Origin of the sequence: Nitrosomonas sp., from assembly GCF_019752095.1 — a bacterium.
GTDB lineage: Bacteria > Pseudomonadota > Gammaproteobacteria > Burkholderiales > Nitrosomonadaceae > Nitrosomonas.
This window is the reverse complement of the sequence record NZ_JAIEMO010000014.1, coordinates 46,890-60,857: the sequence shown is the minus strand read 5'-3', so window position 1 is coordinate 60,857 and position 13,968 is coordinate 46,890. Positions and strand designations below refer to the sequence as shown.

The 13,968-nt window shown below is 45.9% G+C and carries 15 protein-coding genes; 8 read left to right on the top strand and 7 right to left on the bottom strand.

The genetic code is table 11. The features are described from left to right. Positions 1-2: 2 nt before the first annotated feature. From atpA to K2Q13_RS06000, 7 genes are all read right to left on the bottom strand, one after another. A complete protein-coding gene (gene atpA, locus K2Q13_RS06030) occupies positions 3-1,544 on the bottom strand; it encodes a F0F1 ATP synthase subunit alpha (RefSeq protein ID WP_292919973.1) in 1,542 nt (513 codons plus the stop codon). Positions 1,545-1,556: 12 nt separating this feature from the next. After that, positions 1,557-2,093 carry a F0F1 ATP synthase subunit delta gene (locus K2Q13_RS06025; protein ID WP_292919971.1) on the bottom strand — a complete coding sequence of 179 codons (537 nt, stop codon included), beginning with the start codon at positions 2,091-2,093 and terminating at the stop codon, positions 1,557-1,559. Next, positions 2,093-2,566, bottom strand: a complete 474-nt coding sequence (locus K2Q13_RS06020; protein WP_292919969.1) for a F0F1 ATP synthase subunit B — start codon at positions 2,564-2,566, stop codon at positions 2,093-2,095. Before K2Q13_RS06020 ends, K2Q13_RS06025 begins: the two co-directional genes overlap by 1 nt. Positions 2,567-2,606: 40 nt before the next feature. Beyond that, positions 2,607-2,879, bottom strand: a complete 273-nt coding sequence (gene atpE / locus K2Q13_RS06015; protein WP_013646518.1) for a F0F1 ATP synthase subunit C — start codon at positions 2,877-2,879, stop codon at positions 2,607-2,609. A 52-nt stretch (positions 2,880-2,931) separates the two neighbouring features. Then, positions 2,932-3,744 (bottom strand): F0F1 ATP synthase subunit A, encoded by an 813-nt coding sequence (gene atpB, locus K2Q13_RS06010; protein ID WP_292919967.1) that lies wholly within the window; start codon positions 3,742-3,744, stop codon positions 2,932-2,934. Positions 3,745-3,768: 24 nt separating this feature from the next. After that, complete coding sequence (locus K2Q13_RS06005; RefSeq protein WP_292919965.1) at positions 3,769-4,152, bottom strand: ATP synthase subunit I; 384 nt, start codon at positions 4,150-4,152, stop codon at positions 3,769-3,771. 143 nt (positions 4,153-4,295) lie between these two features. Then, positions 4,296-5,477 (bottom strand): acetyl-CoA C-acyltransferase family protein, encoded by a 1,182-nt coding sequence (locus K2Q13_RS06000; protein ID WP_292919963.1) that lies wholly within the window; start codon positions 5,475-5,477, stop codon positions 4,296-4,298. 334 nt (positions 5,478-5,811) lie between these two features. Between K2Q13_RS06000 and K2Q13_RS05995 the strand changes: the two genes are divergently transcribed. The 8 genes from K2Q13_RS05995 to K2Q13_RS05960 all read left to right on the top strand — a co-directional run bounded on the left by K2Q13_RS05995 (position 5,812) and on the right by K2Q13_RS05960 (position 13,907). Beyond that, positions 5,812-6,156 (top strand): hypothetical protein, encoded by a 345-nt coding sequence (locus tag K2Q13_RS05995; RefSeq protein ID WP_292919962.1) that lies wholly within the window; start codon positions 5,812-5,814, stop codon positions 6,154-6,156. 34 nt (positions 6,157-6,190) lie between these two features. Beyond that, positions 6,191-7,519, top strand: coding sequence for a tRNA (N6-isopentenyl adenosine(37)-C2)-methylthiotransferase MiaB (gene miaB / locus K2Q13_RS05990; protein WP_292919960.1), 1,329 nt, complete (start codon positions 6,191-6,193; stop codon positions 7,517-7,519). An 82-nt stretch (positions 7,520-7,601) separates the two neighbouring features. Beyond that, positions 7,602-8,600: a PhoH family protein gene (locus K2Q13_RS05985; RefSeq protein WP_292919958.1), complete on the top strand. Its 999-nt coding sequence runs from the start codon at positions 7,602-7,604 to the stop codon at positions 8,598-8,600. Further along, entirely contained in the window at positions 8,566-9,075 is a 510-nt protein-coding gene (gene ybeY, locus K2Q13_RS05980) for an rRNA maturation RNase YbeY (protein ID WP_292919956.1), read from the top strand. Before K2Q13_RS05985 ends, ybeY begins: the two co-directional genes overlap by 35 nt. 86 nt (positions 9,076-9,161) lie before the next feature. Then, positions 9,162-10,010: a transporter associated domain-containing protein gene (locus K2Q13_RS05975; protein WP_292919954.1), complete on the top strand. Its 849-nt coding sequence runs from the start codon at positions 9,162-9,164 to the stop codon at positions 10,008-10,010. Between the two features lie 41 nt (positions 10,011-10,051). After that, the gene (recJ, locus tag K2Q13_RS05970) at positions 10,052-11,836 is read left to right on the top strand and encodes a single-stranded-DNA-specific exonuclease RecJ (RefSeq protein ID WP_292919952.1); all 1,785 of its coding nucleotides are present in this window, start codon (positions 10,052-10,054) and stop codon (positions 11,834-11,836) included. Next, positions 11,826-13,085 (top strand): MgtC/SapB family protein, encoded by a 1,260-nt coding sequence (locus K2Q13_RS05965; protein ID WP_292919950.1) that lies wholly within the window; start codon positions 11,826-11,828, stop codon positions 13,083-13,085. Before recJ ends, K2Q13_RS05965 begins: the two co-directional genes overlap by 11 nt. A 66-nt stretch (positions 13,086-13,151) precedes the next feature. Further along, entirely contained in the window at positions 13,152-13,907 is a 756-nt protein-coding gene (locus K2Q13_RS05960; RefSeq protein ID WP_292919948.1) for a fused MFS/spermidine synthase, read from the top strand. The last annotated feature ends 61 nt before the right edge of the window (positions 13,908-13,968 follow it).

Genomic DNA, 13,968 nt, shown 5'->3' with positions numbered 1-13,968 from the left:
GTTTAATAAGTTCCGCTTTGCTTAAATTCTATAATTGCTGCTGTCAATTCCTTTTCAGTTCCAGCATCAAGCTCTTTGTTTTTCTCTATATTGTCAAGAATCTTTCCATGTTGGTTGCGAATGTAGCTTTTCAGCGCTGATTCGAATGCTAAAGCACGACCAACTTCCACATCATCGAAATAACCATTATTAATGGCAAATAAAGTAAGCGCCATTTCTGAAACACTGAGGGTTGCATACTGAGATTGTTTCATAAGCTCGGTCGCCATTTTCCCACGCTCTAGCTGTTTTCGTGTTGCTTCATCTAAATCAGACGCAAATTGAGCAAATGCAGCTAATTCGCGATACTGCGCCAGAGCCAAACGTATACCACCGCCTAACTTTTTAATCACCTTAGTTTGTGCCGCACCACCTACACGAGAAACGGAAACACCGGCGTTAATTGCCGGACGTATACCAGCGTTAAACAAATCAGACTCAAGAAAAATTTGTCCATCAGTGATAGAAATCACATTGGTAGGTACGAAAGCAGTTACGTCACCAGCTTGTGTTTCGATGATTGGGAGAGCAGTTAAAGAGCCTGTCTTACCTTTAACCTCTCCATTTGTCGCCTTTTCAACATAAGCCGCACTTACTCGCGCCGCTCTTTCCAGTAAACGCGAATGAAGATAAAAAACGTCACCCGGATATGCCTCACGACCTGGAGGACGCCTCAAGAGCAGTGAAATTTGCCGATATGCCCATGCTTGCTTAGTTAAATCGTCATAAACAATTAATGCATCCTGTCCTTTATCTCGAAAATATTCGCCCATAGTGCAGCCTGAATAGGGTGCAATAAATTGCATCGCTGCTGATTCTGAAGCTGTTGCTGCCACTACAATGGTATATTCCATTGCGCCATGCTCTTCGAGTTTACGCACTACGTTTGCAATTGATGATGCTTTTTGACCGACCGCGACATAAATACAAAACATGTTTTGGCCTTTCTGATTAAGTATCGCATCGATTGCCACAGCGGTCTTTCCTGTTTGACGGTCGCCAATGATCAATTCGCGCTGGCCGCGACCAATCGGCACCATAGAATCCACAGACTTCAATCCAGTTTGCACTGGCTGATCAACAGATTGACGCCAGATCACACCTGGTGCGATTTTCTCAATCGGCTCCGACCTTACAGCTGTAATAGGCCCTTTACCGTCTATCGGTTGACCTAGTGCATTTACAACGCGTCCTAACAAGCCTTCCCCGACTGGAACCTCTAGAATACGACCGGTACATTTGACTATATCGCCTTCACAGATATGTTCGTATGCACCCATAATAACTGCACCTACGGAATCTCTCTCAAGATTCAACGCCAAACCAAAAGTATTGCCTGGAAATTCCAGCATTTCCCCTTGCATCACATCTGACAATCCATGTATACGTACAATACCGTCTGTTACAGAGACAATAGTTCCTTGCGTACGAACCTCTGCCGTATCCGCAAGTCCCTCAATCCTTTTTTTAATCAATTCGCTGATTTCGGATGGATTTAACTGCATTTATTTTAACTCCTAGCTTTTAAGGGCAACAGCCATAGCTTCTAGTTTCCCGCGAACTGATGCATCTAAAGTTTCATCACCAATTTCCACTTTGATGCCACCTATCAGTTCAGGATCAACACTCACTTGAGCTTCTATTTTTCGATTAAATTTTTGCTCTAATTTATCAACTAATTTATTAATCTGATCGCCTTGCATTTTGAATGCACTGATGATTTTAGCTTCCAAAACACCTTCATGCTGTGCTTTCAATTGCTCAAATAGTTGACTTACTTGAGGCAACACCAACACCCGTTTATTTTCAGCCATCAGTATAATAAGATTTCGCGCTTCAGTCGTGAATTTATTTCCACCAATCTCTTGAATCAACTCACCTAACTGCTTAACTGATATCAGCGGATTTCCAATAAGGAGTTTCACTTGATCGTCTTGCGCTATTGCAGCTGCAAGCTGCAAAATTTTCGACCATTTAGACAACTCCTTGCTTTCAACAGCAAACTTATATGCCGCTTCTGCATACGGCCTTGCAACAGTAATTGCTTCCGCCATTATTTTAAATCTTCCCGTATTGCCACAAGCAGATCATTATGCGCCTTGGAATCCACTTCGCGACGCAATATTTTCGCTGCTCCCGCGACCGCCAATTCAGCAACCTGCTGTCTTAGCACTTCTTTTGCACTAAAAATTTCATGCTCAATATCTGCTTTTGCGCCAGCTACGATTCGGTCGCCCTCTTCTCTTGCCGTTTTTTTCGCCTCTTCAATAACTTCCGTAGCGCGTTTTTCAGCTTGCGTAATTATTTCCGAAGCTCGCTGCTTGGCATCCTTCAGCACATCCGAAGAACGTTGACTTGCAATCTCCAATTCATGACGACCACGCTCACCAGCAGCCAAGCCGTCAGCGATCGTCTTTTGCCGCTCTTCTATCGCGCGCAGCAAGGGCGGCCATACATACTTAATAGTAAACCAAATGAAGACTGAAAAGGCTATCGCCTGAGAAATTAAAGTAAAGTTAATATTCATGACAAGCCTGTATTATCTGATCTAAACAGCAAAAACATTATTACTGAATTACTGCCAGCAATGGGTTACCAAATGCAAATAACATCGCCAAGCCAACAGCAATAATAAATGATGCGTCCGTCAAACCTAACAAAAGAAATACCTTACCCTGCAAAGTTGGAATCATCTCGGGTTGACGCGCAGCGCCTTCAAGAAAGCGGCTACACATAACCCCAACCCCTATACACGCACCAGCTGCCCCAAGACCGATCATCAAACCAATACCTATTCCAGTATATGCCTGAATCATTGCTAAATACTGCAAATTCTCCATTTTAATTTCCTTCTGTAAGATTAAAAATATGCAACAAAAAAAGATCTAGAATTTAATGCGACTCATGCGCCATCGATAAATATACAACCGTCAACATCATGAAGATAAAAGCTTGCAAAGTTACAATCAAGATATGGAATATCGCCCAACCCGCCCCCAATATCGCGCCAAAGATTGTACCAGATACGCCGGTTGCCGCCCACATGCCCAACAATAGGAAAATAATCTCGCCAGCATATATATTTCCGAAAAGCCGCAGAGAATGAGACAAAGGTTTTGATACATATTCAATAAAATTGAATAGTAAATTCAACAACCATAACAATGGATTTTTTCCAAACGGCGTGCAAAAAAGCTCATGCATCCAACCACCAAATCCCTTGACCTTCACATTAAAGAAAAGCATGAGTAACCAGATTGATAAAGCCAACGCAAAAGTTGTATTGATGTCTGTTGTTGGCACTATCTTCCAATTGTGCAAACCAAATGCATGCTCCATAATCCATGCCATAATATCTATTGGCAAAATATCCATGGCATTCATCATCAAGACCCACACAAAAATTGTCAATGCTGCGGGCGCAACAAACACATGGCGGTTACCGTGAAACGTGTTCTTGACTTCATTATCAATGAACTCAACAGCAAGCTCAACAAAAGCCTGAGTCTTGGACGGCACGCCGGAAGTTGCCTTACGAACCACCAGCCATATAAACCCCAAGCTTATAACACCCAGAACAATGGATGTTACCAAGGTATCAACATGAAGAACCCAAAATGATGAACCTTCACGGACTTGCGTTGTTAAATAGGTAAGATGATGCTCGATGTACGAAGTGGGTGTTAGTTCTGTATCAGATGCCATGCGCTGCCTGCTTCACTTATAAATTTATCTTATCTTTTTAGTATCGTCTGCTACTAATAACGCCATACTATAAACTAAAACCATCAGGATAAACGTTCCAATAAACACGAATGCATTAACATTTGTATAAAATTTAAACACCATCCATAACAAACCAATTGTTAACATTATTTTTACTGCTTCAGCTCTTAGCGCAGTTCTAATCGCATCACCCGCCGTATACCCTTTATGACGCGATACCATCATCGCAAATGCTGTCGAGGAAATTACGCTTACTGCTCCACCCAGCATTGCCGATATCCCACCATGCATGCCAAGAATAAGCAAAAAGACAATTACCAACGCAAATGTGACTGACAATTGCACAAGCAGAACAATTTTAAGTGGTCTATTCTTTATCCAAGACATTTTCTACCTGCCCTTGGAACAGACAGCATACCTGCACTTAAAAAAGGCGCAACTATAGCTTAATCGCTCCCGTCAGTCAACGAAAACCGGCATTTATCTTTTGCCTACTGCGCCTCTTTTCTTCTGCCAAACTAAGCCCTAACCTATTCAAGTTTCTCAAAGATTGCCGCAATTCCTTGCCCACCACCAATACACATAGTCACCAATGCATAACGCCCATCTGTACGCCGCAACTCATACAGCGCTTTGATAGTTAAAATACAACCCGTCGCGCCTATCGGATGACCTAACGCCACTGCCCCTCCATTCGGATTTGTTTTTTCTGGATCAAACTGCAGTTCTTTTGCGACTGCACAGGCTTGTACGGCAAACGCTTCATTGGATTCTATTATATCCAGCTCAGCTAACTTAATATTTGCACGCCGCAAAGCCATTTGTACAGCAGGGACCGGCCCGATGCCCATAAATTTAGGATCAACACCGGCATGACCATAGGCAACCAGCCGCGCCATCGGCCTCAAGCCCCTTTTCCGTGCCGCACTGTTCTCCATCAATACTACTGCAGCAGCACTATCGTTTATACCAGAAGCATTGCCTGCAGTTACTGTCCCCTCTTTTCTAAAGATAGGCCGAAGCTTAGCCAGCCCCCCCAAGTTCGTATCTTCGCGAGGATGCTCATCGGTATCAAAAATAATTGTTTTTTTACCAAAAATTATTTCAACAGGCAATATTTGCTCTTTGAAATAGCCATTATTAATTGCTTGCAAGGCACGACGATGACTTTCCACTGCCAATGTATCCTGCTCTTCTCTACAAATTCGCCATTTTTCTGCGATATTTTCAGCTGTGACTCCCATATGCACCTGATCAAATGGATCCGTAAGCGCGCCAACCATCATGTCTACGGTACCGCCATCATTCATACGCTGCCCCCAACGCAGTGCCGGTAATAAATAACCTCCTCGACTCATAGATTCTGCACCACCCGCGACTGCCACGTCGGTATCATTAAGCATAATACTCTGACTGGCCGAAATAATGGCTTGCAAACCACTCCCACACAAACGATTAACTGTCAGCGCTGAAGTATGTTGCGGCAAACCGCCATTAATACAGGCAACACGTGCTAGATACATATCGCGGGATTCTCCGTGAATCACATTACCAAAAACCAGATGCCCAATATCATTAGGATCAACTTTTGCACGCGATACCACCTCGCGCACTACCTTTGCCGCTAAATCAGCTGGGGCAATCTGTTGCAATGCCCCACCATAATCACCTATGGCTGTGCGTACTCCACTTAAAACCACCACATCTCTCATGTATTTTCCTTGGTTAAAACACATCGAGCAATCATACTATGCCGCAGTCCGATCATCCGCAAATAATTTGAGCAAAAATGCAGTAATAAAATCCAAACAACTAAAATGAAATTGCAATACCGGACGATCTGGTTCCTGCTAAAGTATCACATCCAATACACATATAATCCTCGATCGAGAGCCTCGATTCTCAATCATCAACTTAGCTGTCAATGCGCAATGATAGATTATGTCGTTTTGCCAATAATTAGCGTATCATGAGCCTCTAATAATTTAGGTGTAATTCAGCTGTTTCCTTGATGCTTACGATTAATCCGCTCCTGTCCAGCTCTTTATGAATAGAACTTGGGGATTATCCCTGTTACTGTTGATTGTGTTGATGACAATGGCACAATCGATATTTGGTCAGCAAACCAGAACTTTTCCTGTTGAGAGTCAACTGGGGAATTTGACGGCTGTTTCTTTTCCAGTGTTTGTCATCAATAACCAGCAAATGCAAATGGGCTCAGGTGGGCAAATTCGTGGGATAGATAATTTGATCATTTTACCCAATGCCGCGAACTATGTTGGCCTTATCCGCTATCAGTTGGATTTCATGGGAAACCTGCATCGTGTTTGGATTCTGACCCCGGATGAAGTCAAGGAAGCGGAAAGTCAAGGACAGCGAATACATCGATAACGCCGTAACCTTCTTAAATTCCAAGAGCTAACTCGTGAGTAACAAACTTTATATCAAAACCTTTGGATGCCAAATGAACGAGTATGACTCGGAAAAAATGGCTGATGTGCTGCATGCTGCTTATGGCATGGAACCCACCAATGATCCGGCCGAAGCCGATATGATCTTATTCAATACTTGCTCGGTGCGCGAAAAAGCACAAGAAAAAGTATTCCACGATTTAGGGCGGGTTCGACACTTGAAAGAACGCAATCCTAATTTGTTGATCGGTGTGGGTGGCTGCGTTGCCAGTCAGGAAGGTAAGGCGATTGTCAGTCGCGCACCATTTGTTGATGTAGTATTTGGCCCACAGACCTTGCACCGATTGCCGCAACTCATAGAAACACGCAAAGCAACCGGGCGCTCGCAAGTTGATATTTCTTTTCCTGAGATTGAAAAATTCGATCATCTACCCCCTGCTCGCACTGAAGGTGTTACAGCATTTGTATCAATCATGGAAGGTTGCAGCAAATACTGCAGTTTCTGCGTGGTTCCTTATACGCGTGGCGAAGAAGTTTCCCGTCCTCTGGAGGACGTACTGACAGAAATCGCCATTCTTTCCGATCAGGGCATTAAAGAAATCACTTTGTTGGGACAGAATGTCAATGCTTACTTGGGCATGATGAGTGATGGTGAAATTGCTGATTTTGCTTTACTGCTCGAATATCTTCATGAAATTCCAGGAATTGAGCGCATCCGCTACATCACTTCTCATCCTAAAGAATTTACTGCGCGCCTGATTCAGGCTTACAATCAGTTACCCAAATTAGTCAATCACTTGCACCTGCCGGTGCAATCGGGATCTGACCGGGTACTGGCTGCAATGAAGCGAGGATATAGCGTATTGGAATACAAATCCATTATTCGGAAACTGCGCGCTATACGCCCGGATATTTCATTATCATCAGATTTCATCGTTGGCTTCCCCGGAGAAACCGAGGCAGATTTCCAGGCCACTCTGAAGCTGGTTGAAGACATGAATTTTGACGAATCATACAGCTTCATATACAGCCCGCGCCCCGGAACACCAGCATCCGACTTGCCTGATGACATGTCACAGGAGGAAAAACTGGAACGACTACACCGATTACAATCACAGTTGAGTCTACAATCCCGAAAAATCAGTCAGCAAATGGTCGGCTCAATTCAGCGGGTATTACTGGAAGGCGCCTCTAAAAAGAACTTTGATGAACTGAGTGGGCGCACAGATAACAACCGTGTCGTCAATTTAGCCGGCGACTCTGAGTTGATTGGTCAGTTTGTCAACGTACGGATCAATGAAGCCCGCGCTCATTCGCTGCGCGGAGACATTGTTTACAAATAAAATGCACTTATAGCATGAGTTTTGCTTGCAAAGTATCCCGTGCGCTGCGAAAATCATCCTATTGAAATAGCATTTTCTGACATTGAAACCAACTCCCCTAGAAATTTCTTTCACGCCCACCGATAACCAACGCCTTGCTAATTTGTGCGGCGCGCTGGATGAAAATTTAAAACAAGTTGAAACTGCGCTGGATGTGACCATTTCTCGGCGTGGCGAACACTTCAGCTTATCGGGAAAATCCGATCAAACAAAACTTGCAGCAAAAGTATTGCGCGATTTTTATAATCAATCACAGCACCATTTAAGTCTGGAACATATTCAGCTTGGTTTGATCGAAGCGATAAATCCACATCACAAAGCGGAGAACAATAGCACTGTCACCAATAGCATTGATATCAAACAACCAGCAACATCCGGACTACTGACACGCCGCAGCAACTTATATGGCCGAACACCGCGCCAAGTTCAGTATCTGCAGCAAATTCAGGAGCATGACATCACCTTTGCTATCGGTCCCGCCGGTACCGGAAAGACCTATCTGGCGGTAGCCAGTGCAGTCGATGCGCTTGAGCGCGGCTTGGTATCCCGCTTGATTCTGGTTCGCCCTGCAGTTGAGGCTGGCGAGCGTTTGGGTTTCTTGCCCGGTGATATGACTCAGAAAGTCGATCCCTATTTACGTCCATTGTATGATGCACTATATGATCTAATGGGCTTTGATAAGACAAGCAAGCAATTTGAACGCAATACGATAGAAATCGCACCACTGGCTTTTATGCGCGGACGCACGCTGAATCAGTCATTCATTATACTGGATGAGGCACAAAACACTACGCCAGAACAGATGAAAATGTTTCTGACACGCATGGGATTTGGCTCAAAAGCGGTTATTACCGGCGATATTACACAAATTGATCTGCCCAAACACCAGAAAAGCGGTTTAATAGAAGCTCAGAAAATTCTGCAAAATATACGCGGCATCGCCTTCACCCGTTTTCTATCTGAAGATGTGGTAAGACACCCGCTAGTTCAACGCATTGTCACCGCCTATGAAGCGCACGACAAACAAACTCGGCAATCCTGATCATCTTGTGGAGAAAACAAGGTCATTCAAGTTGATGGTGCAATATGCGACAGAATCCACAGCAGCACCCACCCGATCGCAGTTTCGCCGCTGGGTCAAAGTTGCGCTGATGCAAGAAGCTGAGGTCGTTTTACGACTCGTTGATGAAAGGGAAGGACAAGAACTTAATCAACAATTTCGTAGTAAAAATTACGCCACTAACGTGCTAACCTTTGTATATGACGACACAAAGCCTTTGATTGGCGATATCATACTGTGCGCGCCCGTGGTTGACGAAGAGGCACGACAACAGCACAAAAATCTATTGGCGCATTACGCTCACCTAACCATTCATGGCATATTACATTTACAAGGCTATGATCATATTGAAGACACTGATGCAGCAACGATGGAGCAATTGGAAATACAATTACTAGCCAAGCTCGGCTTTGCAAACCCTTATCTAGATTATGACAATGCAAATTTCGCGCAATAGTCATGTAATGCTCCTACCCCTAGGAAACTGGCAAAGAAAATTTCTACTCTATTTTTTTCTCACATCCACTGGATTTCAAATACATCATGGACGAACCTCCACCTAAAAGCGGCTGGTTAGAGCGGTTAGGCGCAATGCTCATCCGCAAACCGGAAGATCGCGAACAACTAATCACCCTGTTGCACTCTGCCTTTGAACGCAATTTACTCGATTCCGATGCGCTCAGCATGATTGAAGGCGTCATGCAAGTTTCCGAAATGCAGGCACGCGATATCATGGTTCCGCGCTCGCAAATGGACGTTGTCGACATCAGCAAGAAGCCGGAACAATTCATTCCATTTGTCATCGAAGCTGCACATTCCCGTTTTCCGGTCACAGAAGGCAGCGAAGATGAAATTATTGGCATACTACTGGCCAAAGATTTACTGCGCTATTACGCCGATCCGGAAGAATTCAATATCCGCGACATGTTGCGCCCGGCTGTATTCATTCCCGAATCCAAGCGGCTCAATATACTGCTCAAGGAGTTTCGCAGCAATCGCAACCATATGGCTATCGTAGTGAATGAATATGGAGGAATGGCTGGCTTAGTGACGATTGAAGATGTACTCGAACAGATTGTAGGGGAAATTGAAGACGAATATGACTTTGATGATGAAGAAGATAACATCGTCATGGAATCGGATGGACTATACCGTGTCAAGGCAACCACTGAGATTGACAACTTCAATGAAGTGCTCAGCACAAACTTCAGCAACGAAGATTGCGACACCATAGGCGGGTTGGTACTCAACAAATTTGGCCGCTTGCCTGACCGTAGCGAATCAGTCGAGATCGGTCACTTTAAATTCACCGTGCAGCGGGTTGATAGCCGTCGCCTGCATGTACTTAAAGTGGAAAAACTTGTAGCAGAAGCAGAAACACCCGCTGAATAAGTTCGTTCATACAACCTGGCGCGTTTATATTTCCCCGATACATGACTAGAATCACCACCCGTTCGTATGATTTACAATCTTTCCAGATACTTAATAGCTGCGGATTGCATCCGGTACTCGCACGCATTTTTGCAGCACGTGGTATTGAAAACTCAAGCCAACTTGAAACCGAACTCACACGCCTTATTCCATTCGAGCAACTCAAAAATATCACGCTAACCGCAACCTTGCTTGCCGACGCCATTGCCACGAAGAAGCGGCTGTTGATTGTGGCCGATTATGACTCCGACGGCGCTACGGCATGCGCAGTAGGCATCCGTATTTTACGCAAGCTTGGTGCCACGATTGACTATCTGGTACCCAATCGGTTTGAATTCGGATATGGCCTGACTCCGGAAATCGTATATCTGGCACACGAAACCAAGCAACCTGATCTACTGATCACCGTCGATAACGGTATCGCCAGCGTTGAAGGTGTAGCAGAAGCCAATCGCTTGGGCATGCAAGTGATAATCACCGATCATCACCTGCCCGGCGATGAGTTGCCTGCGGCCATGGCCATTATCAATCCCAATCAACCAGACTGTCCTTTTCCAAGCAAAAGTATTGCCGGTGTGGGCGTCATTTTCTATTTAATGCTGGCACTGCGCGCAGAATTACGTCAACGCGGCGCTTTCGCAACAAACCAAGAGCCGAATCTTGCCAGCTTCCTGGATCTGGTAGCGCTGGGTACCGTCGCCGATGTTGTCAAGCTGGATAGTAATAACCGTATCCTAGTGCAACAAGGCTTGCAGCGGATTCGGAAAGGACGCGCCTGTGCAGGCATAAACGCACTATTGCAAGTATCGCGGCGTGATTATTCGCAAATCTCCACCTATGAACTGGGCTTTATGCTAGGACCGCGACTCAATGCAGCCGGGCGACTGGACGATATGTCACTGGGCATTGAATGTTTGATTACCGATGACGAAACCTATGCACTGGAAATTGCCAAACAACTGGACGAACTGAATCAGCAGCGTCGAGAAATTGAATCCACCATGCAAGAAAGCGCACTAACCAAGCTAGAAGACATCCTGACAACCCAGTGCGAAGAAATCCAGACCGCTTATAGCATCTGCCTGTTCGATCAGGGTTGGCACCAAGGCGTCATCGGCATACTCGCATCACGCATCAAGGACAAACACCACCGTCCGGTAATCACTTTCGCACCGGGCAATCATGGTGAAATCAAAGGCTCCGGGCGATCAATCAATGGCCTTCATTTGCGCGACGCACTGGATTTGGTCGCCAAACAATCCCCCGGGTTGATTCGAAAATTCGGCGGTCACGCCGCTGCAGCCGGATTGACTATCAATGCCGGAGATTTCGAGAAATTCCGTGACGCCTTCGAACAAGTAGCGCAAATCTTGCTGACGCCTGCCGATTTGACACAAGTAATCGAAACGGATGGCGATCTGGAGCTTACTGAAATCAACCTGGAATTGGCACAATATCTCGATCGTCAGGTGTGGGGACAAGGTTTCCCGCAACCCTCATTCAACGCGCGGTTTTATGTTGAAAGCCAACGCATTGTCGGTGAAAAACACCTGAAGCTGAAACTAAGAAAACTGGATGCTGCAAACGGTGATCAATCAACGCAACTGCCACGAAAATCGAATGATACTTACGATGGCATTCTGTTTTTCCAGAGCGACCCGCTACCCGATATCATTGATGCCGTTTATCGACTGCAGATCAATGAATACAATGGCAAAACTTCTTTGCAATTTCTGCTCGAACACTGGTTTAATGCAGACTCACCGGCAATCGACAATGAGCATTGAATTCACACTCAATGGCGAATTAGCCGCGTTGCCGCATTTTCTGACCAGTTTAGCGATTGGCTTACTGATTGGGTTAGAACGTGAGCGTAGTCCGGGATCGCGAGCAGGACTAAGAACTTTCGCGTTAGTCGCATTATTCGGCACACTGGCTGCAATGCTATCGGAAAAAGCCACGCCCTGGCTTCTGCTGGGTGGTTTACTGATTGTCGGCCTGATGACCATCGCAGCCTATTTTCGCACTAAAGACGAAAACGCAGATCCAGGCACTACCACAGTAGCCGCGATTCTAGTCTGCTATGGTTTGGGTGCCACGGTTTGGTACGGTTACAATAACTTAGCCGTCATGCTGGCCATTATCACCACAATATTACTGTATTTCAAAACAGAGCTACACGGCATAACCCAGAAGCTGAATCGACGCGATTTAATCTCGGTGCTACAGTTTGCCGTACTGACGTTTATCATCCTGCCAATCCTGCCGGATAAAAATTACGGACCTTATGAAGCAACCAATCCTTATCAGATCTGGCTCATGGTAGTATTGATATCGGGCGTCAGTCTGGCTGGTTATATCGCCCTGCAACTGATCGGTCAACGTCATGGCGCTATCCTGGGCTTATTCGGCGGCTTAGTTTCCAGTACCGCCACAACGTTAGTATATGCACGCCGCAGCGTTGAAAATCAAAGTTTCACCCAACTGGCTGTTGTTGTTATCCTGATCGCCAACCTGACCGTGTTGATCCGTTTAGCCATTATCAGTGCAATCGTTTCTCCCGCCATATTGCCGCAGTTGTTACCTGTTCTTGGCAGCGGCTTTCTATTGGGAGCAGGCATCACGGCTTACTGGTGGCACAAGCTAAATCGGCAGCAAGAAGCACCCATACCGGAAATCAAGAATCCCACTGAAATCCGCATAGCAGCAACCTTTGGACTGATTTATGGTGTTGTCCTGTTCTGCTCCGCATGGCTTTCCGACATCGCAGGCAGTAGTGGATTATACGCCGTCGCACTGATCTCGGGCTTAACTGATGTCGATGCCATCACCCTATCAAGCTTGCGCTTATACGAACTGGGCAAACTGGAAATCACGCAAACCGTGATGGCCATTTCACTGGGATTAATCTCCAACATCGGCTTCAAACTTGGATTGACTTTTTTCTTTGGTCACGCATTATTAGCGCGACAGTGCATTTCGGGCATGCTGGCAACGGCTGGCGGAATTGGATTGGCGTTGCTGTTTCTGATCTAACCGACTGAAAGGAAAATATGATAAAGCGCCCAGCCTGGAGACAACTATTCTTGACAAAGGAAGGCAATGAGTTTTTCCATCGATATCCGTGAAGAAGCCGGAGTGCGCACATTGCATTTCGGCTCCGACTGGATACAGGGCGCAATGCGCATCGCGCGTCCTTGGCGTTTGGAACTCGACTATACTCGGGAAATGATGACGAGCCTGTTACTGAGAGGTGATGCGCACTTTCCGCTTAAAGTGCTGCTGATCGGTCTTGGCGCAGCATCGCTGACCAAATTTATTTATCGCTACTGTCCCCTTGCGAAACTGACCGTAGTTGAAATCGAACCGCGCGTGGTAGCAGCGGCGAGGCAATTTTTCAAACTGCCGCTAGATCCGCTGCGCCTTAATATCGTGATTGCCGACGGTTCGCAGTATATCGCCGGACACGACAAGACTTACGACCTGATTCTGGTGGATGGCTTCGGTGCCGATGCGCGCCCCGGCGAACTGGATACGTTGCCGTTTTACCAGATGTGCCGCACACGATTGAACGATAATGGCATTCTTGTAGTGAATTTACTGGGGCGAAACCGCGGCTATCAGGCCAGTCTGGAGCGCATTAAAACCTCGTTCGACGAACGCGCACTGGCTTTCCCTTCCTGCGACAGCGGCAACGTCATTGCAGTCGCCGCGACCGGAGAGAAAATCGAGATCGCGCTGAATGAACTGAAGAAACAGGCACTCGAATTGAAACACAAAACCGGACTCAATCTGCTACCGACGCTGGTGCGTCTGGAGCAGGAAAAATCTTGCCCGGGCGGAATCCTTACGATTTAACAAATGGTAAAAAGAACTCTGCCTGGGGATAGGTCGCGAATTGAGCATATTTATTGATGAA

Bases quoted from the DNA above. Each gene is read 5' to 3' on its own strand.
- K2Q13_RS05995 (WP_292919962.1), top strand. From the start codon at position 5,812: ATGAATAGAACTTGGGGATTATCCCTGTTACTGTTGATTGTGTTGATG.
- atpB (WP_292919967.1), bottom strand. From the start codon at position 3,744: ATGGCATCTGATACAGAACTAACACCCACTTCGTACATCGAGCATCAT.
- atpA (WP_292919973.1), bottom strand. From the start codon at position 1,544: ATGCAGTTAAATCCATCCGAAATCAGCGAATTGATTAAAAAAAGGATT.
- recJ (WP_292919952.1), top strand. From the start codon at position 10,052: ATGACTAGAATCACCACCCGTTCGTATGATTTACAATCTTTCCAGATA.
- K2Q13_RS06000 (WP_292919963.1), bottom strand. From the start codon at position 5,477: ATGAGAGATGTGGTGGTTTTAAGTGGAGTACGCACAGCCATAGGTGAT.
- K2Q13_RS05960 (WP_292919948.1), top strand. From the start codon at position 13,152: ATGAGTTTTTCCATCGATATCCGTGAAGAAGCCGGAGTGCGCACATTG.
- ybeY (WP_292919956.1), top strand. From the start codon at position 8,566: ATGAAGCGCACGACAAACAAACTCGGCAATCCTGATCATCTTGTGGAG.
- K2Q13_RS05975 (WP_292919954.1), top strand. From the start codon at position 9,162: ATGGACGAACCTCCACCTAAAAGCGGCTGGTTAGAGCGGTTAGGCGCA.
- K2Q13_RS05965 (WP_292919950.1), top strand. From the start codon at position 11,826: ATGAGCATTGAATTCACACTCAATGGCGAATTAGCCGCGTTGCCGCAT.
- atpE (WP_013646518.1), bottom strand. From the start codon at position 2,879: ATGGAGAATTTGCAGTATTTAGCAATGATTCAGGCATATACTGGAATA.
- K2Q13_RS06005 (WP_292919965.1), bottom strand. From the start codon at position 4,152: ATGTCTTGGATAAAGAATAGACCACTTAAAATTGTTCTGCTTGTGCAA.
- K2Q13_RS06020 (WP_292919969.1), bottom strand. From the start codon at position 2,566: ATGAATATTAACTTTACTTTAATTTCTCAGGCGATAGCCTTTTCAGTC.
- K2Q13_RS06025 (WP_292919971.1), bottom strand. From the start codon at position 2,093: ATGGCGGAAGCAATTACTGTTGCAAGGCCGTATGCAGAAGCGGCATAT.